Genomic DNA, 24,240 nt, shown 5'->3' with positions numbered 1-24,240 from the left:
GCGGCGCAAGCCGAAGAACAGGGTGCTGGTCCATTCGGACCAGGGCAGTCAGTTCGACCTGCATGGATTGGGCTGCGTTCCTGCCCGCCCACAATCTTGAGCATTCGATGAGCCGCCGCGGCAACTGCCACGACAACGCGGTCGCCGAGAGTTTCTTCAACCTCCTCAAGCGCGAGCGGATCAGGCGCAGGACCTACCGGACCCGCGAAGACGCAAGGCAGGACGTGTTCGATTACATCGAGATGTTCTACAATCCAAAGCGCAAGCATGCGAGGAACGGGATGCTGTCGCCCGCCGAGTTCGAACGGCAGCAGAAGATGAGATGCGAAGGCGTCTAAGAAACTCGGGGCTATTCAGACATACATTTGTGCCAAGCGGACTCGGCCTGTCACCGCTCTGAAACTGCCGAAAATCGGCAGATTGTGAATCCGACGCATAGTCGTAACTAACAAACAGCCCGTTCTGGTGAATTTCATGGTGTAATTTACATTGCCCCTGGCGTCGCGCCAGGTCAGCTCTCCAGCTCGCTGTCCCAATAGAGGAAATCGAGCCAGCTGTGATGCACGTCTGACTGCGGATAGCGTGGCGCGGCCATGACCAGTTCGCGCCGGGTCGGGGTGTAGGGGGCGCGCAGGAGCTTCATCCCGGCCTCCTTCGGCGTCCGGTTGGCTTTGCGGTGATTGCAGGGCGCGCAGGCGGCGACAATGTTTTCCCAGGACGACCGCCCGCCGCGCGAGCGTGGCTGGACATGGTCGAAGGTCAGCTGATCCGACAGAAACCGCCGGCCACAATACTGGCACAGCCATTTGTCGCGGCAATAGATGTTAAAGCGGGTAAAGGCCGGCCAGCCATCCAGCCGCTGATACTGTTTCAGCGCCACCACGCTTGGCACGCGCATCGTGATGCTGGGCGAACGCACCACATGGTCATATTCGGCCACGAGGCTCACCCGGTTCAGGATGATGGCCGTCACCGCATCCTTCCAGTGCCAGGACGAGGGCGGATTGCAGGACAGGGGGCGGAAGTCTGAATTCAGGACAAGGGTCTGTATCGCCATCACATATTACTCTCTGCCATCCGCCGCGGGGCGTTTCCCGGGGCAGAGCAAACCCGGCTGCGGCCGGCTGCGGAAAAAGAAAAAGGCGCGTGACCAGCACGCGCCCGATATGGATTTCTCGATGGTGTCGTCCGAAGGCTCGTCTGCGTGTTCATCTGGCGGACAGGACGGATGGTTTGCTGACCAGGATGCGGCCAGCTGCAACTTTGCCGGAAGAAGGGGCCGGTTGCGCGGCGGTGAGGCGCGAAACGGCGATGCCCGGAACACAGCCCGGTGACGCGAAGGCCGCCGGGACAGGGGCAACTACAATGGGGGCAGCTGGAACGGGGGCGGGGGCTGTGAAGACGGGCATGGGGCAGAAAACAGCCGCAGGGCAGCACAAGGCCCGCCGCAACCCCGGCCTTCTTCGCCTTATATCCAGAGCTTTTGCCTTCCATATCCGTCGGCTCCTGCCTTCAGCTGGTATGGCCGCACCGTATTTGGCCCGGTCGGTCCGGGCGGCGGAGAGGGCTTCGGCCCCATACTGTTCCACCGATCCGGACGAGCCGACTATATATGGGCGCGACCCCTGTGCAACCCCCTGGTGACGGCTGATCTCCGGGGCGTTACCTCTTCCTGGCGGCTGAGTGAAACAGGGGCATGACAGCGGATGCCGGCAAGGGTCTGCCGTTGCGCAATCGGGTGTCCGGCCTTGCCCTTGCCGGAAGACGGGCGAGCGCATAAACCCGCGCCAAAGGCTCGCGAAGACCGGGGCTGTCCTGGTCCGGAGAAAACAAAGCCACGCCCGTCATATCTGCAACCCTTACCCGAAAGCCCTCAGGATGCATCCGGACCGCCGCTCTTTGCTTGCCCTTGCTCTTGTTGCGCCCCTGGCCCTCGTGGCCTGTTCGCGCCGGGAACCTGCGGGGCCGCCGCCCTCGCAGGGGCTCAATGCCGGGGAGACGCCCGAGATGCGGGCCCTGATCCGCAAATATGCGGCAGAGCATCAGATCCCGGAGAGCCTTTTGCACCGGATGATCAGGCGCGAGAGCGGCTATAATCCGGCGGCGCGCAACGGGCCCTATTACGGGCTGCTGCAGATCCATCCGCAGACCGCAAGGACCATGGGCTATAATGGCCCGCCCGAAGGGTTGCTGAATGCCGAGACCAATCTGCGCTATGCCGGGAAATATCTCCGCGGCGCCTGGATGGTCTCGGATGGCAGCCAGGACCGGGCCGAGAAGTGGTATGCCAATGGCTATTATTACGAGGCCAAGCGTCGCGGGATTTTGCGCGAGACCGGGCTGAAATCGTAAGGCCCGGCTGAAAAGTGCAGGAAAAAAGGGGGGCCAGACGGCCCCCCGGTCCTCAGATCACCCCGGATCTTCAGATCACCCTGTCAAGTGCGCGGGTCAGCCGCGCGACAGTGCCATCGACATCCTTCAGCTTGTCGAGACCGAACAGCCCGAGCCGGAAGCTGCGGAAGGCCTCGCCCTCATTGATCTGCAAAGGCACACCTGCGGCGATCTGGACGCCCTCGGTGCGGAATTTGGCACCGTTCTGGATGGCGGGATCCTCGGTATAGCTGACCACAACGCCGGGGGCAGCAAAGCCTTCGGCTGCGACCGAGCGGATGCCGCGCGCGGCCAGTTCAGCGCGGACTTTGCGGCCCAGATCCCATTGCGCCTCTTTCGCGGCGTCCAGCCCCATCTCGAGGGTTTCCTGCATCGCGTCGCGGAAGGCGAGGATCGCATCGGTCGGCAGGGTGGCATGATAGGCGTGACCGCCATCCTCATAGGCCTTCATGATCGCGCGCCATTTCTTCAGATCCAAAGCGAAGCTGTTCGACGTGCTCTCGGCGAGGCGTTCCTCGGCGCGCGGGCCCAGCACGACGATCCCGGCGGCCGGCGAGGACGACCAGCCCTTTTGCGGCGCCGAAATCAGCACATCGACCGAGAGCGCGGCCATATCGACCCAGATCGTGCCCGATGCAATGCAATCAAGCACAAACAGCGCACCGACCTCGCGCGCGGCCTCGCCGATCTGGCGGATGTAATCATCGGGCAGGATGATGCCGGAGGCGGTTTCGACATGCGGTGCGAAAACGGCGTCAGGCCTGCTCTCGCGGATCTTCGCGACCACTTCCCCGACAGGAGGCGGTGCGAAAGGCGAGGTCGGGTCATTGCCGGCGGCGCGGGCCATGGCGACCTCGACCTCGCTCGCAAAACCACCCATGTCGAAGATCTGGCTCCAGCGGAACGAGAAAAATCCGTTGCGCACGACCAAGGCGCGGCCACGGCCGAACTGGCGCGCAACCGATTCCATCGCATAGGTGCCGCCGCCGGGAACCAGTGCCACGGCGCTGCCATTATAGACCTCGCGCAGCCAGCCCGAGACATCGCGCATCACCTGCTGGAACCGCGCTGACATATGGTTCAGCGAACGGTCGGTGAAGACGACCGAAAATTCCTCCAGCCCCTCGGGGTCGATATGGTCATGCGGCAGTTTCATTATATTCCTCCTGTGGCAGCGTGACGCTAGCGCCGCAGGCAGGGCTCCGCCACCGGAATTTCACCCCGAAGGATCAGCCGAAAGGCCCGGGGCGGCGCTCTTCGGTCAGGACGACATTGGCCTCGACATTGCCGACCCCGGGCAGCGTCATCACCCGCCGCCGCAGCACACGTTCGAAATCCGCGAGATCGCGGGCGACGACGCGCAGACGGTAGTCGAACAGGCCCAGCACATGCTGCACGACCTGGACTTCGGGAATGGCGGTGGCGGCGCGTTCAAAATCCTCAAGGCTGACGCGGCCTTTGGTCGCCAGTTTGATCCCAAGAAACACCGTCACGCCAAAGCCGAGGCTTGCGCGGTCAACCTCGACCCGGCGGCCTTTGATCACGCCGGTCTCTTCCAGCCGCCGGATCCGCCGCCAGGTGGCGGGCTGCGACAGGCCATGGCGCCGCCCGATCTCGCCGGCGCCGAGGTTGGCATCCATCGCGAGGTCGCGAAGAATGGCGCGGTCGGTCTCATCCAGCCCGGCGATGGTCATGCCGCTTTCCTTTCCTTTGGTGGCGTCCTGCGTCAGTCGCACCCGATGCCTGTAGTCACGCTTGCCGGCGCTTTGCCTTTGTCATCCGCCACGATCACATCGACGGTATAGCCGTGCCCATTGCCCCCCGAGCAGTAAGGCAGATAGCCGGGCGAGGCGCACTTTCCTTTCGATCTGGCCTTTTTTACCAGTTCTATGATGATCGGCTAAGTCTGAATGAAGGGCGATGGCTCACAAGGGCAGGGCGCTGTCATCCCGGATCGTCGAAATCAGCATCAGCGCGTCAACCTCGGCGATATGCGGCAAGGCGAGGATTTTCTCGCGATAGACTTCCGTCCAGTGCTGCATGTCGCGGGCGATCACGTTCAGGCGCACATCGACGCGGCCAAGAAAGGTCTCGATCGCCAGCACCTCGGGCACCCCGCGCGCGGCATCGATGAAATCGTCGAACGCCCTTGGCTCGGTCTTGTCGAGGGTGAAGCGCAGGCTGACTTCCACCTCATAGCCAAGCGCGCGCCAGTCGATCACCATAGTCTCGCCGCGCAACACGCCCGCCTCGCGCAGCCGCTCGATCCGGCGCCAGAGCGTGGCCTGGGTGACACCGGCGCGCAGCGCCAGATCGCTGCGGGCGAGATCCGGCTCTGCCAGCCAGTGGCGCAGGATGCGGCGGTCTGTATCGTCGAGAGTAAGGCTCATTGCATGATCATTTCACAAAATACCAGGATGATGAATGATAATGTTCATCTTACTGTCATCTGGGCGATTTTTGAACGGAGCGCGCGAGAAATATTCCTATTCTGCCCCCATCTTCAGCAAAGGAGTGCTGTTATGCGCGTTTACTACGATCGCGACTGCGATGTGAATCTGATCAAGAACCTGAAAGTGGCGATCCTCGGCTATGGCAGCCAGGGTCATGCCCATGCGCTGAACCTGCGCGATTCGGGGGCGAAAAACCTCGTCGTTGCCCTGCGCGATGGCTCGCCTTCCGCGAAGAAAGCCGAAGGCGAAGGCCTGAAGGTCATGGGCATTGCCGAAGCGGCTGCCTGGGCTGACGTGATCATGTTCACCATGCCCGACGAGCTGCAGGCTGAAACCTATAAGAAATACGTGCATGACAATATCCGTGAAGGCGCTGCAATCGCATTCGCCCATGGTCTGAACGTGCATTTCGGCCTGATCGAGCCGAAAGCCGGCGTCGACGTCATCATGATGGCACCGAAAGGCCCGGGCCATACCGTGCGCGGCGAATATACCAAAGGCGGCGGCGTGCCCTGCCTCGTGGCGGTTCACACCAATGCTTCGGGCAAGGCGCTCGACATCGGTCTGAGCTATTGCTCGGCCATCGGTGGCGGCCGTTCGGGCATCATCGAGACCAATTTCCGCGAAGAATGCGAAACCGACCTCTTCGGCGAACAAGCTGTCCTTTGCGGCGGTCTGGTCGAGCTGATCCGTTGCGGCTTCGAGACCCTGGTTGAAGCCGGCTACGCGCCGGAAATGGCCTATTTCGAATGCCTGCACGAAGTGAAGCTGATCGTCGATCTGATCTATGAAGGCGGCATCGCCAATATGGATTACTCGATCTCGAACACCGCAGAATACGGCCAGTATGTCACCGGCCCGCGCATTCTGAAATATGACGAGACCAAAGCCCGCATGAAAGAAGTGCTGGCCGATATCCAGCAGGGCAAGTTCGTCCGCGACTTCATGCTGGAAAATGCCGTTGGCCAGCCGACGCTGAAAGCCTCGCGCCGCGCCAATGACGAGCATCAGATCGAGAAGGTCGGTGCGAAACTGCGCGAAATGATGCCCTGGATCTCCAAGGGCAAAATGGTCGACAAGGCCCGCAACTGATTGCAAAGTAACAGGGCGCCGGAGAGATCCGGCGCCCTTCTTCTTTCAGGGGAGTGACGGTTGACCCCGCAGATCCGGCCTGCTCCGCCCGAAGTGATCGGGGACATTCTTACCCTCAGCCGCCTGACGCTGGAAGAGCATCGCGCCCGCCAGCCCTGGGCCTTCGCCTCTGATATGCATAAGAGCAGTTTCGAGCCGGGAATATTGCAAAGCTTTCAGGATGGGGATGGCACTGACCTGCCGGAGAGCCGCGAAATCCACGCCGCTTTCGGTGGGGATGCCTTTCTGGGATATGTCTGGTTCCGGGCCTCGATGACGCGCGGCGCCTGGGCCGAGATTGTTATTCATGACATTGCGGTTCTGCCGGAATGGCGCGGCCAGGGGATCGGTCGCGCGCTGGCGCAGAGCGTCGTGGATCTGGCCGTGGCAAAGGATACCACCAATCTGACAGCGCATGTCTGGGCGGGGAATACAGCCTCGGCGCGCATGTTTGCCGGGTTGGGATTCACCTCGGAACAGGAAACTTTCCGGTTTGGCCCGCTGCGGCAGCTTCCGCCTTTGCAGAAGGAGGAGAGCACAGGCCAAAGGTCAGACCACCCGCAGGCGGGCATCCCTGTCATGCAGGGCCTGGTTACGCTGTTCCAGGCTCTTGTCGTGCTGGCAGTGCTGTTTTCGTATTTGCTTTAGCGGTCAGCGCCAGACGGTGAACCATGCAAGCCATGCATTTTTCGCAACCCGGACAGTCACCCGCGCTTTGCGCCTTTAACAGGTGTTGACAAACCGTTACCGCCAGCACGCAGCGCGGATTGCGAAAAGCGACCCGCCAGTGAAACAAAATTACCCGGATTGAGAAATGTCTGACACCACTCTGGCCGGCGGCAGCGCCGCCGAAGGGCCGAAGAATTCGCCGCGGCGTGTGCTGCTGGCTAGTCTGATCGGCACCACTATCGAATTCTTCGACTTCTACGCCTATGCCACTGCCGCCGTTCTGGTCTTCCCAGCGCTGTTCTTCCCGGGTTCTGACCCGATGACCGCGCTGCTGGCCTCGTTTGCGACTTTCTCGATCGCCTTTTTCGCGCGACCCTTCGGTGCCATTGTCTTTGGCCATTTTGGCGACCGCATCGGCCGCAAGGCGACGCTTGTGGCGGCGCTGCTGACCATGGGGGTCTCGACCGTCATCATCGGCATGTTGCCGACCTATGCGCAGATCGGCGTTGCAGCCCCCATGCTCCTGGCGCTGTGCCGCTTTGGTCAGGGCTTTGGCCTGGGCGGCGAATGGGGCGGCGCGGTGCTCCTGGCCACGGAAAACGCGCCCGAGGGCAAGCGGTCCTGGTATGGCATGTTCCCGCAGCTTGGTGCGCCGGTGGGCCTGTTCCTGTCGTCAGGTTTCTTCTGGATTCTCCTGCACTTCATCTCGGAAGAGCAGTTCATGGCCTGGGGCTGGCGTCTTCCCTTCCTCGCCTCGATCTTTCTGATCGTGCTGGGGCTCTGGGTGCGGATGTCGATCTCGGAAACCCCGGAATTTGCCAGAACCATCGAGAAAGAGGAACGCGTGAGCGTGCCGGTCGCCGAGGTGTTCAAAAACCACAAGCGCAACCTGTTCCTTGGAACTTTCGTGGCGCTGGTGACTTTCGTGCTGTTCTATATCTGCTCGGCCTGGCTTCTGGGCTATAACATCAAGACGCTGGGCATCCCGTTCAAGGATGCTCTGCTGATCCAGATCTACGGCTCGGTGATCTTCGGCCTTGCGATCCCCTTTGCGGGCAAGGTCGCGGATCGGGTGGGCCGCTACGGCTTTCTGATCGTGGTGACGGTTCTGATCGGGATCTTCTCGTTCTTCCTTGGCCCGCTGATGCAGGGCACGGCCGAGGATGAAAGCTCGATCTACCTTTTTGTCACCATCGGCATGTTCCTGATGGGGCTGACCTATGGCGTGATCGGTGCGGTATTGGCGGCGCCATTCCCGACCAGGGTGCGCTATACGGGATCTTCGATCACCTTCAACTTTGCCGGAATCTTCGGCGCCTCGCTTGCACCCTATGCCGCGACCTGGCTGCAGGCGAATTACGGCATGGCCTATGTCGGCTATTACATGCTGCTGGCGGCGGTGATCACGCTGGTCTGCATCATCGCCTCGGGCCGCAAAGAGGTCTGATCCCGGGCTGACAGGCTGAAAAGGGCCGGAGCGATGCTCCGGCCCTTTTGCTTTGTCTCAGTTCGCGCCGCCCGCCGATGAACCGGCATCAAGCTGCACCCATTCCGGCCAGCTTCCCGGATCGGCGGGCCAGGTCTTCGGCATCTCGTCATCGCCGGCCTTCCACATCGTGAACGCCTGCTGGCTGGCCTGGTCGATCCACAGGATCGCCCATTCCGTGTCACAGATCAGCTTGTTGCAGGCACTGCCGCGATAGCCGCCTTCGACCAGATCCCCCGAGCCAAGCTGGGCCAGGATCCCGGTATAGGCGTCCCAGTCTGCAGCGGACATGCCCGCTCTGATCTCGGCATAGACCGGCGCAAAGCCAAGCGCGTCAATGGGATGCGCGCTGTCGAGGCTGGCGAAATTCTCCCAGCCCTGGTCGGATTTTGGGGTGAAGCCCTCGGGCGAGGCCTCGGTCAGGCCTGAGACCGGGCTCCATGTCCAGATCTCGGCGGGGCTGCCGGGGAAGGCCTCGGAATGGAAGATCAGGGCGCCGTCCTGCGGGGTCATCTCGAACCAGGAACAGCTGTCAATCGGCCCGTCGATCACCGGCTTGCCGTCTTTCAGCGACAGCACGAAAGGGGTGCTGTTGCAGGCATTTCCGCCGGCGCCCGAGATGCCGGTGACGACCTGCTGGCCCGCCACTTCGGTAGTGCCGTCGAGCAGGACCTGCCCGTCCTTCAGCACCTCGACGCCATCGACGCTGATCACCTGTTCGAAATCGGCATTCTCGCTGCGGGTGACCTCATGGCCCTGCAGGTCCAGCCGGTCGGGCGGGGTGTCCTGCGCGAAGGCCGCGAAGGGCAGGGCGAATGCGCTGCCGAGAAGGGCGGTGCGCAGCGGGGTGAATAGGGTCATGCTGACCTCCTGTCGGATATCCTGCCCCACCCTGGCGCAAAGAGGGGCGGGATACCAGTCAGGCAAACCCTGGCCCCTGTCAGCACCCGGTTTCGTGATCGGTTGCGGGATCGGTGGGGATCAGCCGGCGCTTGCCAGGGTGGCGGCGATCTCATCGACCACTTCGGTCAGAAGGGCCGCGTCGATGCATTCCGCCATCACCCGGATCAGCGGCTCGGTCCCGGATTTGCGGATCAGGAGGCGCCCCTTGCCATTGATACGCTTTTCGCTGGCCTGGATCACCGCCTTGACCCGCGCATCTTCAAGGGGCTGCGCGCCGGCGGTGTAACGGACGTTTTTCAGAAGCTGCGGCACGGTTTCGAACTGATGCGTAAGCTCGGAGGCTTTTTGCCCCGACCGCGCCATCTCGGCGAGGAATTGCAGCGCCGCCGCGAGCCCGTCGCCGGTGGTGGCGTAATCGGTCATCACGATATGGCCCGACTGCTCGCCGCCAAGGTTGAAACCACCGGAACGCATCCGTTCCACCACATAGCGGTCGCCCACGGCGGTGCGCTCCAGCCTCAGGCCTTTGGCCTCAAGAAACCGCTCCAGCCCGAGATTAGACATCACCGTCGCGACCAGTGCGCCGCCCTTCAGCCGCCCATCCGCCGCCCAGCGGCTTGCCAGCAGCGCCATGAACTGATCGCCATCCGCGACCATGCCATTCTCATCAAGGATCATCACCCGATCGGCATCGCCATCAAGCGCAATCCCCAGATCGGCGCCATGGGTGATCACCGCCTCGGCCGCGGTCTGCGGATGGGTCGAGCCGCAATTCTCGTTGATATTGGTGCCATTCGGGGTGACGCCGACCGGAATCACCTCGGCACCAAGTTCCCACAGCACTTCGGGCGCGGCGCGGTAAGCGGCGCCATTGGCGCAATCGACCACCACTTTCAGCCCGTCAAGCCGCAGCCCCGCCGGGAAAGAGGTCTTGACGAATTCCTGATAGCGCCCGCGCCCGTCTTCGATCCGTTTGGCGCGGCCGATCATGCGGGCCTCGGCCAGCTGGATCTCGCCCTCGACCATGGCCTCGATTTCCGCCTCGGCCTCATCCGAGAGCTTGAACCCGTCCGGCCCGAAGAATTTGATGCCGTTATCCTCATGCGGATTGTGGCTGGCCGAGATCATCACGCCGAGATCGGCGCGCATCGAGCGGGTCAGGAACCCCACGCCAGGCGTCGGCACCGGCCCGACCAGCAGCACATTCATCCCCGTCGAGGTCAGCCCGGCGGTCAGGGAGTTTTCCAGCATATAGCCCGAAAGCCTTGTGTCCTTGCCGATCACCACCCGATGCGCCGCCGACCCGTCGCGGCGGAAATAGCGCCCGGCGGCGGCGCCAAGCTTCAGGGCCATTTCGGCCGTCATCGGCCAGGTATTGGCCCGGCCGCGCACGCCATCGGTGCCGAAGAGCTTTTTAGACATGATCAATCCTCTTTGCCGGGCCGCGCCCATCTTCCCGGTATCCGGAGCCCTGGTATACGGGGTCCTGGCATCCGGGCCTCATGCCCTCAGGCCTCAGTGTTATTGCCCTGGATCGCCTGCCAGATCGACAGGGCCTGCCGGGTCTCTCTGGTGTCATGGACGCGCAGAATATGCGCGCCCATCGCGGCGCCCTGCAAGGCCACCGCGACCGATCCGGTAACGCGTTCCGCAGGCGTCGCCGCCCCGGTCAGCGCGCCGATGAATTTCTTGCGCGAGGCGCCCAGCAGCAGCGGCAGCCCGAAATCATGAAACCCTGCAAGCTCGCGCAAGAGCCGCAGGTCATGCGCGGTCGTTTTGCCAAAGCCGATGCCGGGATCGAGGATCAGGTTTTCCGGCCTGATCCCGGCGCTCAGCGCGGCGCCGACCCGCTCATAAAGATGGTCGCGCACCGCCCAGAGCACATCGTCATAGACCGCGTGTTTCTGCATCGTCTCGGGCGTGGCGACCGAATGCATCAGCACCACCGGCACGCCGCGCGCCGCCACCAGTGCCGCCATATCGGGGTCGAAGCGCAGGGCGGTCACGTCATTGACGATATCGGCCCCGGCCTCCAGCGCGGCCTCGGCCACGCGCGCCTTGCGGGTGTCTATCGAGATCGGCGTGGTGATCCCGGCGTCGCGCAGGGCACGGATCACCGGGGCGGTGCGCTCGATTTCCTCGGCCACCGGCACCTCGGCGGCGCCGGGGCGGGTGCTTTCGCCGCCGATATCCAGGATCTCCGCATCGCGGATCATCTCACGGGCGCGGGCGACCGCCGCCTCGAGGGCATTGTGGCGCCCGCCATCGGAAAAGCTGTCCGGGGTGACATTCAGGATGCCCATGATCCGTGGCCGATCCAGTGTCAGGCCGCACAGATCGGCGCGGCTCCGGCTGATCGCCGCGGTCTCTGCCGCGGGAAGCTGCGCCAGCGGTGCCGCCCGGGGGGCGCCCCGGCTCAGATGGTCAGCGCTGTCCCACCACAGATGCCGCGATCCCGCGAGCGTATGGCGGGTCGCAGATGCAGGTCCCGCAAGCGCACTGCGCGGCAGCGGAGACAGGATCTGGTCAGGATGGGGCAGGCGCTCTGGCATCAATGGCTCCGCAGGAGGGTGCGGGGGTTCTGCCTGCGGCGCCGGAATTTGACAAGCCGGGGTCTCAGCCCTTTACCGCCGGGATGCGGCTTCCCGCCGGGACTGAAACATCGCCGTGAAGAACGAGGCCCGAGGCCGCCATTTCCTCGGCCAGCCACAAAGCCAGCGCCACCGGGTCGCGGGTCTGCGGCCCGTCGACCGCGTCGAGCACCAGTTTCGACGGCGCCCAGACCACCGATCTGCCGCGTTTGATCGCCCAGTCGATCTCGGTGCGCGAGGAAACGACCACGCAACGCGGATCGCGCGCGGCCAGCACCCAGGCGTTTTGCTCGATCGCCAGCAGATCGACGCGGCGCTGTGTCGGGCGGTGGCCGGTCTGCGGGCGCGCCATGTCGGGCAGGCCGACACAGAAGACAGCGGGCTGGCCCGAGGACAGCACCCCGTCGATCCGGGAGGTCAGGTCAGGCGCATGGATCGTTGCATTGTCAAAATACACGACCAGCGGATGCAGCGTGTCATCGCCCGCCCGCACCGGCACTTCGGCCCGCGAGCGCACGATTTCGACCCCAAGCGCATAGGGGCCGACATCGAGCTTTTCGATCCGGATGAAGGCGCGCATCGCCTGGGGTTCGGCGAGGAGCCGCTCGGCCAGGTGTTCTGCAAGGGTTTCCAGAAGGTTCAGCCGTTCTGTCGCGAGTTCCGTCGCGATGGATTCGGTGATCCGGTCATAGGACAGGATCCGGTCGACATCATCTTCCAGCGGCTGCGGTGTCGGGCGCACCTCGATCACGATATTGAAACGAAGCCGCTGTTTATGGCCGCGTTCCTTCTGGAAAGCGCCGATATCGGCCTCGACAACATGGTCGCGCAAACTGATCCGGTCACGTGGATCGGCGCTGGCCGAGGCCTCGGCACGGGCTTCGGGATGGCCGAAGGCGAGGGCGCTGTCGCTGGTGGTCATGATGGGCGGCCTCTTCCGGTGCTATGGCTGCGGCTGACAATGCTGGTGCTGCAAATCCCTAGCAGCCTGTGTCGCCGATCCCAAGCCCTTTACCGACAGGAAAAGCTTTTGCCCCGACCGGGTCTTACCGGGCCGGGGCAAAATGCCTGGGGCAAACGGGCGGGACCAATCCGGAAGGGGCAGGTTCTCCCGCCCCGGGCGGCCTCAGCCGCGGGTGCCGGGCTGACGGTAGAAGAGATGCGACCCGATTGAGGTCGTCCGGGCAAAGCGCTTCGACCAGGAGGGGCTCACGCCGCGGGTGTGGAAATGGGTTGCGCCCGCGGTCAGATTGCGCGGCGCGCCGGAGAGCATCAGCGAGGCGATACGGCCTGCCACTTCACGCGAATAGCCGTCGCGCATCTGGGTCGAACTGCCATTGCAGGTATAAGAGAACTGGCAGCTGCCGCCGCCCGCCTGGCGCACCACGCCGCAGACCGAAGCGGGGTAGAGGCCGCTGTCACGCCGGTTCAGGATCACTTCGGCCACCGCGAACTGGCCCTGGAGGCTTTCGCCGCGCGATTCGAAATAGATTGCCTCGGTCAGGCATTGCCATTCGCGCCCGCCCTGTTCCAGCGGCTGGGACCTGAGCCAGGCGGTATCATAGCGGATTTCGGGCTTTTCAGTCCCGGATACCGGGGTTGCGGCGGCTGTTTTCACTGCGCCACCACGGATTGTGGTTCTTTTGATCACGCGTCGGATCTTACGGCCCTCGGGCGTGTCCACGACTGTTTCCGAGACCACTTCCTCGACAACCCGCAGACTGCCTGACTCCGTGGCTCTGACCACGGTTTGCGGAGCGTCGTCCTCTGATGCGGCGTCGGGGCTGACCGAGGCGGTTCTGGTGTCCGTCGCTGCGGCCGCGTCATTATCTGCACCGGGACGGATCACTTTCGCGGTGTTTCTTTTCGTCACAACCTTGCTGCCAGAGTTTTCCGCGCCAGAGTCTGCCGCGCTGGTTTTGGTGGTGATTTTCGACTGGCCGGCCGTCTGGCCAGCCGACTTGCCGGTAAATTCCTTCAGCCGCGATTTCTCACTGCCGAGAAGCTGCCCCATCTCATTCGCGATGCTGAGGCGTGGTTTGTTCATGTCACTGCGGGTGACATCTGCCTGAGCCGCCATCGGGGCGGCCAGTTGGGTGAGGGCAAAGGTAGCGGTCACGGAGACCGCAGCCAGCACATTCCCTGAGCGTTTCATATTCGGGTTCCTGCTCTGTTACCCCAAGGCCCGGTCTTCTGGGCTGATTTTCACCAGATACCGATGGGCACCAAAAACGCGGCTTTGGCCAAAACTATGGCCGCCACCGGTCAACAAGGGGGTTGAGTAGGCGAATCAAGGACCGCCGGTCCAGTATTGTTGCGAATTGGTCACAAGATATTCGTCAGCTTCGGCGGAATAATGCCGACAATGCGTTTCGAATTCATTAACTTCGCAAGGCAACCACATGATATTGTGGTTCGATTTCACTTATCCACATGGTCCCCAAGCGCCAGATGGGCCGCCGCAAGACGTGCCATGGGCACCCGGTAAGGGCTGCAAGACACGTAATCGAATCCTGCCAGGCGGCAGAAGGCGATGGAAAGCGGGTCGCCGCCATGCTCGCCGCAGATCGAGAGCTTCAGCTCCTGGCGGGTTTCCCGCCCGCGCGCGGCGCCAATCAGCAAAAGCTCGCCGACCCCGTCCTGATCGAGAATGTGGAACGGGTCTTCGGGGAAAACGCCCTGCTGCACATAGGTGTTCATGAACCGCCCGGCATCGTCGCGCGACAGACCATAGGTCATCTGCGTCAGGTCATTGGTGCCGAACGAAAGGAAGCTTACATGCTGCGCGATCTCGCCGGCGCGCAGACAGGCGCGGGGGGTCTCGACCATGACGCCGAGCCGGTAATCGAAATCGGCTTTTGCGCGGCTGCGCACGGCGGCGGCGACTGCGTCGATCCGGGTGCGGACCAGTTCGACCTCGCGTGCGGCCGAAACCAGCGGGATCATCACCTCGGGCACCACCACCGCGCCGCGCTTCGCGCTCTCGATCGTGGCCTCGAAAATCGCCTGGGCCTGCATGTCGTAGATTTCCGGCAGCACCACGCCCAGTCGGACACCGCGCATGCCCAGCATCGGGTTCACCTCGCGCAGCGCTTCCGCGCGGCGGGTGACCTCGGAAAGCGGACGGTCCAGCGCCTCGGCCAGCTCGCGCAAGCCTTCGCGCGTGGCGGGAAGGAATTCGTGCAAGGGCGGGTCAAAGAGGCGGATGCAGACCGGCAGGCCCTGCATGATCTCAAAAAGTTGCAGGAAATCCTCGCGTTGCATCGGCAAAAGCCGCGACAGGGCCGAGGCGCGGTCGGCGGAAGTATCGGCGAAGATCATCTCGCGCATGACGGTGAAGCGGTCTTCTTCGAAGAACATATGCTCTGTGCGGCAAAGCCCGATGCCTTCGGCTTTGAACTTGCGCGCTGTGGCGGCGTCGGCGGGGGTATCGGCATTGGCGCGCACGCCGATGTCGCGGAATTCATCCGCCCAGGTCAGGAGCCGGTGGAAGCTTTCATCCAGCGCAGGTGGCAGCATTTCGGCAGCGCCGGCCAGGGCTTCGCCGCGCGAGCCGTCAATGGTGATGACATCGCCTTCGCGGAAAATGCGGCCATCGCGGGCGGTCAGCTTCTTGTCCTTGCCGTCAAGCCGCAGATCAGAGGCGCCGACCACGGCGGGCAGGCCAAGGCCGCGCGCGATCACGGCGGCGTGGCTGGTCATGCCGCCGCGTTCCGTCAGGACAGCGACCGCCGAATGCATGCCGCGAATGTCCTCGGGGGCCGTCTCACGCCGCACAAGGATACATTCTTCGCCGCGCGCGGCCGAAGCCTGGGCGGCTTCCGAGGTGAAAACCAGCCTGCCGGTGGCGGCGCCCGGCGAGGCGGCGATGCCGTTCGAGATCACGTCACGCAGCCCGCGCGGATCGACCTGGTGGTGCAAAAGCTCGGACAGGGCGCGGGGTTCGACCCGCAGGACCGCCTCGGATTGCGGGATCACCCCGTCCTCGGCCAGCGTCACCGCGATTTTCAGCCCGGCCCGGACCGAGCGTGCCACGCGGATCGCGTCAAGCACCGCGAGCCTGCCGTCCTCGACGGTGAATTCGATCTGCATTTCCTCGCGCAGTTTCACCCGGCAGACCGCGCCCATCCGGATCAGATCCTGCATGATTTCCGGGGCTTCCTCTTCCAGCGAGGGGCCGCGCGGATCACGGGTAAGATAAAGCGCCTCGCGCGCGGCCAGCGCGTCACGGCCCTGGCTTTGCCCGAGATAGCGCCCTGTAATGCGGCTCAGGCCGGTGACAGAATCGACGAACTGGATCACGCCGGAGCCGGAAATGCCCTGACCGATCCCTTGCGCCATTTGTTGCACGACGAGGCCAAGCGCGGCATCTTCCGGCGCGCCTTTGGCCGAGCGCAGGAGGCGGGCCGAAGTGCCTTCCCAGGCGCGGGCCATCGAGCGCAGCACTTCGGAAAGCTGCCGCGCCGGGTCTTCGGGGAAGGGCTCGTCGGTCTCATATTCGTAAAGCCGGCGCAGCTCGCGCAGGGCGTCGGGGCCGGGGGCGACATCCTCGAACATATCGGGATCAAGGCGTGCGACATGGATCGCATAGCTCTGGATGAACCGGCACCAGAGTGCATCGGCGGCCTCGCTTCCATGGCTTTCCACAAGCGCCGCATGGCGGGCTGCGTTCAGCCCGATATTGAGGATGGTGGCCGGGCCGCCCCAGTCGGGGTTGGCGGGCGAGGCGCGGACCGAGACGAGGGGGCCCGCGGTCTGGTCGGTGCCGAAATGGGCGAGAATGGCAGTTGCATCGACCGGCTGCCCCTGGGCGAGGGCGCGGATCGTGGCCGCAGGCAAGGCGACCGATTGCGGCACAGGCAGATCAAGACGAACGAGTCGCTGCAGGCATTTCGCCTTCCAGCCATGGGCCTCGGTGGTGATGGGCGCCGATGGGGTGATTTCCGAAAAGGCGGTGATCTTCGCTTGTTTCTGCACTGCAGCACTCCTCACACGGCTGGCAGAATAGGGCGGATTTTGTTTCGTGCAAGCGGTGTAAGAGATGGCAGGCGGCGGCGGGGGCTTCCCGCCCCCGCACCCCCGGGGAGTATTTGCGTCAGGGGGAAAGGATCAGCCTTCGACTTTGGTCAGATCGGCAGTGCCGGAGCAAATGGCGCGGATCCGGTGCAGGAGGTTGAGGCGGTTCCTGCGGATGATCTGGTTTTCCGCATTGATCTGCACGGCGGTGAAGAAGGCATCAATCGGCGCGCGCAGTTCGGCCATGGCCTGCATCGCGGTGGCGAAGTCTTCTTTTGCCATGGCGGGGGTGATTTTGGCCTCGGCCTGGTCGAGGGCCTGGAAGAGGGCGCGTTCTTCCTCGGTTTCGGCCAGTTTGGGATCGGGGCCGAAGGAATATTCGACACCGTCTTTGGCCTCGGCCTGGGTGAGGATGTTGTTCGCGCGCTTATAGCCCTGGAGGAGGTTTTTGCCGTCGTCAGATTTCAGCGTCTCGGCGAGCGCGGTGGCGCGTTTGACGAGCAGCGTGAGGTCATCATTCCCCGGCATCGCAAGGCAGGCGTCGATCACATCATGGCGGATGCCCTGGTCTTTGAGGAAGACTTTCAGACGGTCGTGGAAGAAGGCGAGGAGGTCACTTGCCACTTGAGGGGCGTAAGAGTTGGAATCGCCAGGAGCATTAAGGTTGTGGGCCTCAAGAGCAGCCGGTGTCCTGATTGCGGCGATGCGACCGCTCAGAATGGGCAGCAATTTCAGGCCAACGCCATTCCCCAGCACCAGCCGGATCACGCCAAGGGCGGCGCGGCGGAGCGCGAAGGGGTCTTTTGAGCCGGTGGGTTTCTCGTCGATGGCCCAGAAGCCGGTCAGGGTGTCGAGTTTGTCGGCCAGGGCGACCGCGACCGAAACGGGTTCGGTGGGCACGGCGTCTGACGGGCCGAGCGGGGAATAGTGATCGCGGGCGGCGTTGGCGACCGCTTCGGATTCACCGGCGGCCAGCGCGTAATAGCGGCCCATGACGCCTTGCAGTTCGGGGAATTCGCCGACCATGGCCGAGCGCAGGTCGAGTTTCGCCAGACGCGCGGCATGTTCGGCCTGGTCGGGATCGGCGCCGACCAGCGGAGCGATTTCGCGCGCCAGTGCCGCTATGCGGGCGATACGCTCAGACTGCGAGCCGAGTTTCGACTGGAAGGTGACATGCGTCAGGCCTTCGGCCCATTCGCTCATGCCTGCCTTCGCCACCCGCAGGTCATTTTCCCAGAAGAAGCGCGCGTCCGACAGCCGCGCGGTCAGCACTTTCAGATTGCCGGCGAGGATGGTCGCACCGTCGTCGGGCGTCTCGATATTCGCGACCGTGATAAAGCCTTCGATGCGGCCGGTCTTCGGGTTGCGGGCCGAGAAGAACTTCTGGTGCTCCTTCATCGAAGTTTGCAGCACTTCTGCCGGCAGGCCGAGGAAGGCCTCGGGGATGCGGCCCAGCAGCGGCACCGGCCATTCGACAAGGCCCGCGATTTCGGTCAGGAGGCCCTTATCTTCGACCACGTCCAGCCCGGCGGCGAAGGCGAGGTTTTTCGCGCCATGCGCGATGGCCTGTTCGCGCTCTGCCTGGTCGAGCATGACCTTTGCGCGGCGCAGTCTGGCGGCATAATCCTCGAAAGAGGTGACGGTGAAACTGTCGGGCGCCATGAAACGATGGCCGCGCGTGGTCTCGCCCGAGGGGATGCCATCGACATCCAGCGGCACCACCGAGGCGCCGCTTTCATCCGAGAGGATGCAGAGGATCGACTGCAGCGGGCGCACCCATTTCAGCGTGCCCGAGCCCCACCGCATGGATTTCGGCCAGGGGAAGGTGCGGATCGCGCTTTCCAGCACTTCGGCGACGATGTCCGACGCCGGCCGTCCTGGCTTTTTCACCACGGCGAACCAGACTTCGGCCTTTTTATCGGCACGCTTTTCCAGCTGGTCGATGCTCAGCCCGGTCGAGCGCAGGAAGCCGTCAAGCGCGGCCTGGGGGGCATCGGTCCTTGGTCCCTTGCGCTCTTCGCTGACGGGGCGGCTGGCGGCGGAGAGGTCTTCGATGGCGAGCGTCAGGCGCCGCGGTGTCGAGAACGCTCCGGCGCCGCCATAGGTCAGGCCGGCCTCGACCAGCCCGTCGGTGACGAGCTTTTTCAGCGCCTCACGGGCACCGGCCTGCATCCGCGCCGGAATTTCCTCGGAAAAGAGTTCGATCAGCAGGTCTGGCATGGCGGCACCGTATTTTGTCAGTGCCGCAGTCCCTAACCAGTCTTGCGGCAGATCACAACAGAGGCAGCGTGGTCGCGCTGTAGTTTGGCAACCCGCCCGGGGGCTCCCGGGAGGCCCGAATGCAGCGCGGGCCGAGGGCGGGCAGGGGGCTTAATTCCGGCTTTGATCAGGGGCCTTCGGCGGTTTCCGGTTGCAGCTGATGCCAGGCATAGGCGCGGCCATCGGGGAAGACCGCGATCACGCGGTCGACGCCGGGATGAATGCCGGGCTCAGAAAGAAAAGCCAGCGCCTCACCGGTCTGCAGCGCATGGCCGATCTCATCGGCTTTGTAGCAGGAGAACCAGCCCGGGCCGTTCAGCGGTTCGGGGTTCGGGTAGATCTGATAGGTCTCGGTCAGCATCGATTGCGACAGCGGCGTGGTGAAACAGGCGCGGAACCTCAAAGGCGAGCTGTCCGCGTCGATCCCCTCGACATGATCGGCAACGATGGCCTCCGGCTGCGCCGAGCCAAGCGGCGTCAAACGGATTTCCGTCTGGCCTGGCCCGAAGGTGACCGGCTCATAAAAGGCATAGACCTGAAGCCAATACATCAGGGCACCTGCAACAAGACCTGTCACCAGAAGCCCTCCGGCTGCGATTTTGCCAGCATTCACTCTGTATCTCCTGTGTCCGCGCGCAGCTCTGCCGCTGAGTTCCGGTCAGGCCGGGACAGCCTCTGCCGCATCGCGGCCCGCTTCGGTCTGACGGAAGGCATCGGCGCATTTCTTCGCCAGCGCCCGGACACGGCCGATATAGGCCTGGCGCTCGGTGACCGAGATCACGCCGCGCGCGTCGAGCAGGTTGAAGAGATGCGAGGCCTTGATGGTCTGATCATAGGCCGGATGCGCCATGATGATGGTCTTGCCGGTTTTCGGGTCCGCCGGCGGGAAATCCAGCAGGCGCTGGCATTCCGCCTCGGCATCCTCGAAATGGCGAAACAGCATCTCGGTGGTGGCGCCGTCGAAATTGTGACGCGAATATTCTTCCTCGGTCTGGCGGAAGATATCGCCATAGGTCAGCGGGATCGGCGCATCGGGGTTGTTGAACGGCATATCCATGACGTGGCTGACATTCATCACATACATAGCAAGGCGTTCCAGCCCATAGGTCAGCTCGCCCGAGACCGGCTTGCAGTCATGGCCGCCGACCTGCTGGAAATAGGTGAACTGGCTGACTTCCATCCCGTCGCACCAGACCTCCCAGCCAAGACCCCAGGCGCCGAGCGTCGGGCTTTCCCAGTCGTCCTCGACAAAGCGGATATCATGCAGGCCAAGGTCGATGCCGATCGCGCGCAGGCTGCCAAGATACAGCTCCTGCAGATTCGGCGGCGAGGGTTTGATGATGACCTGATACTGGTAGTAATGCTGGAGCCGGTTCGGGTTCTCGCCGTAGCGGCCATCGGTCGGGCGGCGCGAGGGTTGCACATAAGCGGCGGCCCAGGGTTTGCTGCCAAGGCTGCGCAGCGTTGTCGCCGGGTGGAAAGTGCCGGCGCCGACTTCCATGTCATAGGGTTGCAGCACGGCACAGCCCTTGTCGGCCCAGTAATTCTGAAGCCGCAGGATGATCTCCTGGAAGCTCTTCGGAACGGTGCTTCCCGGATTGGTGCTGTCTTGTGACATGCTGAAAGCCCTCTTCGCGCCTGGCTGCTTTAACCTGGGCATTTCCCTATCCATTGGGGGCGGCGGGGTCAATTGCCGAAGCCGGACCTGGCGGCGACGCGCAGGGGGGGCGGCCCTGAGGCAGCGGTTGCGCGCCGCAGGACCGGCGCGGGTCTGCCGGGCCTGAGATCGGGCCAGCCCCTGCTGCTGCCGCCCGGGCATGCGGCAAGGCCTCGATGCGACCGCGCGTGTGGCCTGGGCCGGTGATGTGCCAGGGGGCGCGGCGACAGATGTTGCCTCACTACAGGGCGCAGATCTCCCAGGACCCGCATATCAGCTGTCTGGCGGCCTGGGGGGGGGCGAGGATATCCCGGGTTGCCACTCGCGTCGGGTGAATCGCGCGGGACTGCGAGGGCCCTGGCACCACCCGGCAGTTGCGCCACGAAAAGCGCATCAGGGCCCAGCTGGCGGGATACCCCCTGTGACCATTGCAGATCCGCATGCTGCTTCCTGATCTCCGGGCCGACAGCAGGCCCGGAGAAATCCATCGGGAAAGTTACAACTTTGAGAAAGCCCGACCCGCGCCTTAGCCTTGCCAGGGCAAGTGGGAGGACGGAATGACAGCGATGAGCGAGACCGAAGCGCCGGCGGGGGCAAAGCGGCAGGGATCAAACCTGCCAGGGGACAGGTTGCCGGGCGCGAGGCCTGAGGTCCTGCGGCTTGATCCGGGCGACCTGCGCTATGCGCTGAAAATGGGCTGGCAGGATTTTCGCCGCGCGCCGGGCTGGGGTCTGTTCTTCGCACTGATCTATGTGCTTGGCGGCTGGCTGGTGGTCTGGGCGCTGACCACCCAGGGGCAATTCTGGTGGACCCTGCCGGCGGCTGCGGGCTTTCCGATCCTTGGCCCCTTCATCGCCTGCGGGCTTTACGAGGTCAGCCGGCGCCTAAGTGCGGGCCGCGCATTGGAGGTCAGGGCGATCCTTGGCGTGATCTTCGCGCAAAAGGACGGGCAGATCCCGTCAATGGCGGCGATGATCGTCTGCTATTTCCTGTTCTGGAACTTTTTCGCCCATATGAGTTTTGCCCTGTTCATGGGCAATGTGACGATGACCAATGTCTCGCAATCCCTGGCGGTTTTCGCCACCCCGCCGGGGATCGCGCTGCTGGTTTTCGGCACGCTGACCGGGGCGGCGATTGCGGCGCTGCTTTTCGCGCTGACGGTGGTGAGCCTGCCGATGCTGCTTGACCGCGATATCGACTATGTCACCGCCATGCTGGCCAGCCTTGCCCTGGTGCGCGAAAACCCGGTCCTCATGCTGGGCTGGGGCGGGGCTATCGCGCTTTTCTTGTTTCTCGCGATGCTGCCGGGGTTTCTGGGGCTTTTCATCGTGCTGCCGCTTCTTGGCCATGCAAGCTGGCATCTCTACCGCCGCGCGATCGACTGGCCCGGGGAGGACGCGCTGGTCACAGAGCCGTGAAACCGGCTGTAATCGCCGCCAGGATGGCGCCCGCGCTTCGCGCCTGTGTTGCCGCCTGCACCCGGAGCGGGTAGAGACAAGAAAGATACCCGGCAAGAGGACAGCCCCATGCGCATGATCGACACTTTCGTCAAGCCGATGCACCGTGAGGGGATCCCCTTCGTCGCGATCTTCGCGCTGATCACTTTGGTCCTCTTCTTCATCTGGGAACCGCTGGGCTGGATCGGCGTCGGGCTGACGGTCTGGTGCTACTACTTCTTTCGCGATCCGAAACGTGCGGTGCCCGAGAATAAGGGCCTCCTCGTCAGCCCTGCCGATGGTGTGGTTTCAATGATCACCCCGGCGGTGCCGCCGGTCGAACTGGGGCTTGGGAATGATCCCCTGACCCGGGTTTCGGTCTTCATGTCGGTCTTCAACTGCCATGTGAACCGCGCGCCGATATCGGGCAAGGTCACGGCGGTCGCTTACCGGCCGGGCAAATTCTTCAACGCCTCGCTCGACAAGGCCTCGGTGGATAATGAGCGCAATGCGCTGGCGATCCAGCTTGAGGATGGCCGCCATATCGCCGTGGTGCAGATCGCGGGTCTTGTGGCGCGGCGCATCGTCTGCTGGACGAAGCCGGGCGACAGCCTGCGCACCGGCGAGCGCTTCGGCCTGATCCGTTTCGGCTCGCGCCTTGATATCTATCTGCCCGAGGGGGTGGAGCCGCAGGTGGCGCTTGGCCAGACCGCAGTGGCCGGCGAGACCGTGATCGCGCTGATCGGAACCGAGGCGCCCGCGCGCCATGCCCGGATCGAATGAATGGGCGGGTCTGACGACGAGATGCGGCCCCCGGCTGCGCCCGATGCGGGCAGTGACGCGGAAGGCGGCCCGGAAGGCCGTCGGGATGTCAGGGGCGAGCGCGGCCTTCTTCTGCTGCGGCTTTTGCCGAACCTCGTCTCGATCCTCGGGCTTTGTGCCGGTCTGACCGCGATCCGCTTTGCGATCACCGGCAATGTCAATATCGCGGTGCTGCTGATCGCGCTGGCGGCGTTTCTGGACGGGCTGGACGGGCGGCTGGCGCGGATGCTGCGATCCGAGAGCGCGATCGGCGCCGAACTCGACAGCCTGTGTGATTTCGTGAATTTCGGTGTGGTGCCGGCGATGGTGCTGTGGATCTGGGGCCTGCGGGCCGAGGCCTCGATGGGCTGGATCGCGGTGCTGATCTATGCGGTCTGCTGTATGCTGCGCCTTGCGCGGTTCAATGTCGGCAATCGCGAAGAGGTGCCGACGGAAAAGACCGGTTTCATCGGGGTGCCGTCACCGGCAGGCGCCATGCTCGCACTGACCCCGATCTATCTCGCGCATGTGACCGGCTACCGGCTGCATGAGGCGGTGATCACCTTCTGGATGGTGGCGGTCGGCGCGCTGATGATCTCGCGTCTGCCGACACCAAGCCTGAAACGGGTGCGTATCCCGGCATCGGCCGCGCCCTATGCGCTGGTGGCCGCAGTGGCGGCGGTCGCCCTGGTGATCACCTACCCCTGGGTGACGCTGCTGTTGTTCTCGGTGGGCTATGCCACATCCCTGGCCTGGCATGCGCTGCGCCATCTGCGGCATCGCGAGGGCTGAGGGCGCCCGTCGCCCCCCAGCCGACCCCATCTGAGCAGCCCATAGTGATCAATCGCGACGGATCAGCCCCTGCGGGCGGCGTCAATCTTCGCGACATCGATTTTTTGCATGGTCATCATCGCGGTAAAGGCGCGCGCGGCTTCGTCGCCACCTGCGGCCATCGCCTCGGTCAGGGTGCGCGGTGTGATTTGCCAGGACAGGCCCCAGCGATCCTTGCACCAGCCGCATTCGCTTTCCTGGCCGCCATTGCCGACAATCGCCGTCCAGTACCGGTCGGTCTCTTCCTGATCCTCGGTCGCGATCTGGAACGAGAACGCCTCGTCCTGGCGGAAAACCGGTCCGCCATTCAGCCCGATACAGGGGATCCCGGCCACGGTGAACTGAACCGTCAGCACATCGCCCTTTTTCCCCGAAGGGTAATCAGCGGGCGCGTGGTGAACAGCCTCGACCCGGCTGTCGGGGAAGACCGAGGCATAGAAATTTGCCGCAGCCTCTGCGTCTTTGTCGAACCACAGGCAGATGGTGTTTTTTGCAATCGACATTGGATGTTCCTCCCTCCACGCATAACGCAGCGCGCCGGGCAGGGTTCCGGGCAGAGTTCCGGGCGGCGGGGAAACCCGCCGATCACCACTGGCTGCACCGCAGCCGGTGGTGA

The 24,240-nt window shown here is 63.9% G+C and carries 21 protein-coding genes and 1 pseudogene; 8 read left to right on the top strand and 14 right to left on the bottom strand.

All coding sequences use genetic code 11. From position 1 onward, the window contains the following. A pseudogene (locus JC607_RS08035) lies at nt 1-338 on the top strand (IS3 family transposase); the annotation flags it as partial. A 173-nt stretch (nt 339-511) separates the two neighbouring features. Here JC607_RS08035 and JC607_RS08030 read toward each other — a convergent pair. Beyond that, nucleotides 512-1,057: an HNH endonuclease gene (locus tag JC607_RS08030; RefSeq protein ID WP_198836412.1), complete on the bottom strand. Its 546-nt coding sequence runs from the start codon at nt 1,055-1,057 to the stop codon at nt 512-514. Between the two features lie 821 nt (nt 1,058-1,878). On the opposite strand from JC607_RS08030, the gene JC607_RS08025 reads away from it, so the two are divergent. Then, the gene (locus JC607_RS08025) at nt 1,879-2,352 is read left to right on the top strand and encodes a lytic transglycosylase domain-containing protein (RefSeq protein ID WP_198836411.1); all 474 of its coding nucleotides are present in this window, start codon (nt 1,879-1,881) and stop codon (nt 2,350-2,352) included. Between the two features lie 70 nt (nt 2,353-2,422). On the opposite strand, the gene JC607_RS08020 is transcribed toward JC607_RS08025, so the two are convergent. The 3 genes from JC607_RS08020 to JC607_RS08010 form a co-directional block, all read right to left on the bottom strand. After that, nucleotides 2,423-3,547, bottom strand: a complete 1,125-nt coding sequence (locus JC607_RS08020; protein WP_198836410.1) for an aminotransferase class V-fold PLP-dependent enzyme — start codon at nt 3,545-3,547, stop codon at nt 2,423-2,425. Nucleotides 3,548-3,620: 73 nt separating this feature from the next. Next, nucleotides 3,621-4,085, bottom strand: a complete 465-nt coding sequence (locus JC607_RS08015; protein ID WP_233092753.1) for an Lrp/AsnC family transcriptional regulator — start codon at nt 4,083-4,085, stop codon at nt 3,621-3,623. A gap of 231 nt (nt 4,086-4,316) precedes the next feature. Next, nucleotides 4,317-4,781: an Lrp/AsnC family transcriptional regulator gene (locus JC607_RS08010; RefSeq protein ID WP_198836409.1), complete on the bottom strand. Its 465-nt coding sequence runs from the start codon at nt 4,779-4,781 to the stop codon at nt 4,317-4,319. Nucleotides 4,782-4,913: 132 nt separating this feature from the next. On the opposite strand from JC607_RS08010, the gene ilvC reads away from it, so the two are divergent. The 3 genes from ilvC to JC607_RS07995 all read left to right on the top strand — a co-directional run bounded on the left by ilvC (nt 4,914) and on the right by JC607_RS07995 (nt 8,091). Continuing rightward, nucleotides 4,914-5,936: a ketol-acid reductoisomerase gene (ilvC, locus tag JC607_RS08005; RefSeq protein WP_198836408.1), complete on the top strand. Its 1,023-nt coding sequence runs from the start codon at nt 4,914-4,916 to the stop codon at nt 5,934-5,936. 60 nt (nt 5,937-5,996) lie between these two features. After that, nucleotides 5,997-6,623: a GNAT family N-acetyltransferase gene (locus JC607_RS08000; protein WP_198836407.1), complete on the top strand. Its 627-nt coding sequence runs from the start codon at nt 5,997-5,999 to the stop codon at nt 6,621-6,623. Nucleotides 6,624-6,789: 166 nt separating this feature from the next. Continuing rightward, nucleotides 6,790-8,091, top strand: a complete 1,302-nt coding sequence (locus JC607_RS07995; protein ID WP_198836406.1) for an MFS transporter — start codon at nt 6,790-6,792, stop codon at nt 8,089-8,091. A gap of 57 nt (nt 8,092-8,148) precedes the next feature. Here the strand turns inward: JC607_RS07995 and JC607_RS07990 are convergent, their stop codons facing one another. The 9 genes from JC607_RS07990 to JC607_RS07950 all read right to left on the bottom strand — a co-directional run bounded on the left by JC607_RS07990 (nt 8,149) and on the right by JC607_RS07950 (nt 20,517). Further along, a complete protein-coding gene (locus tag JC607_RS07990; RefSeq protein WP_198836405.1) occupies nt 8,149-8,991 on the bottom strand; it encodes a hypothetical protein in 843 nt (280 codons plus the stop codon). A 120-nt stretch (nt 8,992-9,111) separates the two neighbouring features. Further along, nucleotides 9,112-10,455: a phosphoglucosamine mutase gene (gene glmM / locus JC607_RS07985; RefSeq protein WP_198836404.1), complete on the bottom strand. Its 1,344-nt coding sequence runs from the start codon at nt 10,453-10,455 to the stop codon at nt 9,112-9,114. 86 nt (nt 10,456-10,541) lie between these two features. Continuing rightward, nucleotides 10,542-11,585, bottom strand: a complete 1,044-nt coding sequence (gene folP, locus JC607_RS07980; protein ID WP_198836403.1) for a dihydropteroate synthase — start codon at nt 11,583-11,585, stop codon at nt 10,542-10,544. 64 nt (nt 11,586-11,649) lie between these two features. Next, a complete protein-coding gene (locus JC607_RS07975; RefSeq protein WP_092897202.1) occupies nt 11,650-12,546 on the bottom strand; it encodes a dihydroneopterin aldolase in 897 nt (298 codons plus the stop codon). A 204-nt stretch (nt 12,547-12,750) separates the two neighbouring features. Further along, on the bottom strand, nt 12,751-13,779 hold the full coding sequence (locus tag JC607_RS07970) for a cell wall hydrolase (RefSeq protein WP_233092752.1): 1,029 nt from the start codon (nt 13,777-13,779) through the stop codon (nt 12,751-12,753). A gap of 266 nt (nt 13,780-14,045) precedes the next feature. After that, nucleotides 14,046-16,601, bottom strand: coding sequence for a putative PEP-binding protein (locus JC607_RS07965; protein WP_198836402.1), 2,556 nt, complete (start codon nt 16,599-16,601; stop codon nt 14,046-14,048). A gap of 132 nt (nt 16,602-16,733) precedes the next feature. Beyond that, nucleotides 16,734-18,860 (bottom strand): glycine--tRNA ligase subunit beta, encoded by a 2,127-nt coding sequence (glyS, locus tag JC607_RS07960; protein ID WP_198836401.1) that lies wholly within the window; start codon nt 18,858-18,860, stop codon nt 16,734-16,736. Between the two features lie 166 nt (nt 18,861-19,026). Further along, nucleotides 19,027-19,512 carry a DUF6446 family protein gene (locus JC607_RS07955; protein WP_370584771.1) on the bottom strand — a complete coding sequence of 162 codons (486 nt, stop codon included), beginning with the start codon at nt 19,510-19,512 and terminating at the stop codon, nt 19,027-19,029. Nucleotides 19,513-19,557: 45 nt separating this feature from the next. Then, nucleotides 19,558-20,517 carry a glycine--tRNA ligase subunit alpha gene (locus JC607_RS07950; RefSeq protein WP_198836400.1) on the bottom strand — a complete coding sequence of 320 codons (960 nt, stop codon included), beginning with the start codon at nt 20,515-20,517 and terminating at the stop codon, nt 19,558-19,560. Between the two features lie 596 nt (nt 20,518-21,113). Between JC607_RS07950 and JC607_RS07945 the strand changes: the two genes are divergently transcribed. From JC607_RS07945 to pssA, 3 genes are read left to right on the top strand one after another with little or no spacing between them, the layout of a single operon-like run. Then, the gene (locus JC607_RS07945; RefSeq protein ID WP_198836399.1) at nt 21,114-21,974 is read left to right on the top strand and encodes a DUF2189 domain-containing protein; all 861 of its coding nucleotides are present in this window, start codon (nt 21,114-21,116) and stop codon (nt 21,972-21,974) included. 48 nt (nt 21,975-22,022) lie between these two features. Further along, nucleotides 22,023-22,775, top strand: coding sequence for a phosphatidylserine decarboxylase (locus JC607_RS07940; RefSeq protein WP_255532397.1), 753 nt, complete (start codon nt 22,023-22,025; stop codon nt 22,773-22,775). Next, nucleotides 22,776-23,585 (top strand): CDP-diacylglycerol--serine O-phosphatidyltransferase, encoded by an 810-nt coding sequence (gene pssA / locus JC607_RS07935; RefSeq protein WP_233092751.1) that lies wholly within the window; start codon nt 22,776-22,778, stop codon nt 23,583-23,585. A 62-nt stretch (nt 23,586-23,647) separates the two neighbouring features. On the opposite strand, the gene JC607_RS07930 is transcribed toward pssA, so the two are convergent. After that, the gene (locus JC607_RS07930) at nt 23,648-24,127 is read right to left on the bottom strand and encodes a VOC family protein (protein ID WP_198836397.1); all 480 of its coding nucleotides are present in this window, start codon (nt 24,125-24,127) and stop codon (nt 23,648-23,650) included. Nucleotides 24,128-24,240 lie beyond the last annotated feature (113 nt).

The sequence above is a fragment of the Paracoccus sp. IB05 genome (genome assembly GCF_016405985.1).
In the GTDB taxonomy this organism is placed as follows: Bacteria; Pseudomonadota; Alphaproteobacteria; order Rhodobacterales; family Rhodobacteraceae; genus Pseudogemmobacter.
This window is presented reverse-complemented; position numbering and strand designations above follow the sequence as displayed.

What these genes read in the sequence shown, in the direction of transcription:
- JC607_RS08030 (WP_198836412.1), bottom strand. Translation starts at nt 1,057, where the DNA reads ATGGCGATACAGACCCTTGTCCTGAATTCAGACTTCCGCCCCCTGTCC.
- JC607_RS08025 (WP_198836411.1), top strand. Translation starts at nt 1,879, where the DNA reads ATGCATCCGGACCGCCGCTCTTTGCTTGCCCTTGCTCTTGTTGCGCCC.
- JC607_RS08020 (WP_198836410.1), bottom strand. Translation starts at nt 3,547, where the DNA reads ATGAAACTGCCGCATGACCATATCGACCCCGAGGGGCTGGAGGAATTT.
- JC607_RS08015 (WP_233092753.1), bottom strand. Translation starts at nt 4,085, where the DNA reads ATGACCATCGCCGGGCTGGATGAGACCGACCGCGCCATTCTTCGCGAC.
- JC607_RS08010 (WP_198836409.1), bottom strand. Translation starts at nt 4,781, where the DNA reads ATGAGCCTTACTCTCGACGATACAGACCGCCGCATCCTGCGCCACTGG.
- ilvC (WP_198836408.1), top strand. Translation starts at nt 4,914, where the DNA reads ATGCGCGTTTACTACGATCGCGACTGCGATGTGAATCTGATCAAGAAC.
- JC607_RS07995 (WP_198836406.1), top strand. Translation starts at nt 6,790, where the DNA reads ATGTCTGACACCACTCTGGCCGGCGGCAGCGCCGCCGAAGGGCCGAAG.
- JC607_RS07990 (WP_198836405.1), bottom strand. Translation starts at nt 8,991, where the DNA reads ATGACCCTATTCACCCCGCTGCGCACCGCCCTTCTCGGCAGCGCATTC.
- glmM (WP_198836404.1), bottom strand. Translation starts at nt 10,455, where the DNA reads ATGTCTAAAAAGCTCTTCGGCACCGATGGCGTGCGCGGCCGGGCCAAT.
- folP (WP_198836403.1), bottom strand. Translation starts at nt 11,585, where the DNA reads ATGCCAGAGCGCCTGCCCCATCCTGACCAGATCCTGTCTCCGCTGCCG.
- JC607_RS07975 (WP_092897202.1), bottom strand. Translation starts at nt 12,546, where the DNA reads ATGACCACCAGCGACAGCGCCCTCGCCTTCGGCCATCCCGAAGCCCGT.
- JC607_RS07970 (WP_233092752.1), bottom strand. Translation starts at nt 13,779, where the DNA reads ATGAAACGCTCAGGGAATGTGCTGGCTGCGGTCTCCGTGACCGCTACC.
- glyS (WP_198836401.1), bottom strand. Translation starts at nt 18,860, where the DNA reads ATGCCAGACCTGCTGATCGAACTCTTTTCCGAGGAAATTCCGGCGCGG.
- JC607_RS07950 (WP_198836400.1), bottom strand. Translation starts at nt 20,517, where the DNA reads ATGTCACAAGACAGCACCAATCCGGGAAGCACCGTTCCGAAGAGCTTC.
- JC607_RS07945 (WP_198836399.1), top strand. Translation starts at nt 21,114, where the DNA reads ATGACAGCGATGAGCGAGACCGAAGCGCCGGCGGGGGCAAAGCGGCAG.
- pssA (WP_233092751.1), top strand. Translation starts at nt 22,776, where the DNA reads ATGGGCGGGTCTGACGACGAGATGCGGCCCCCGGCTGCGCCCGATGCG.
- JC607_RS07930 (WP_198836397.1), bottom strand. Translation starts at nt 24,127, where the DNA reads ATGTCGATTGCAAAAAACACCATCTGCCTGTGGTTCGACAAAGACGCA.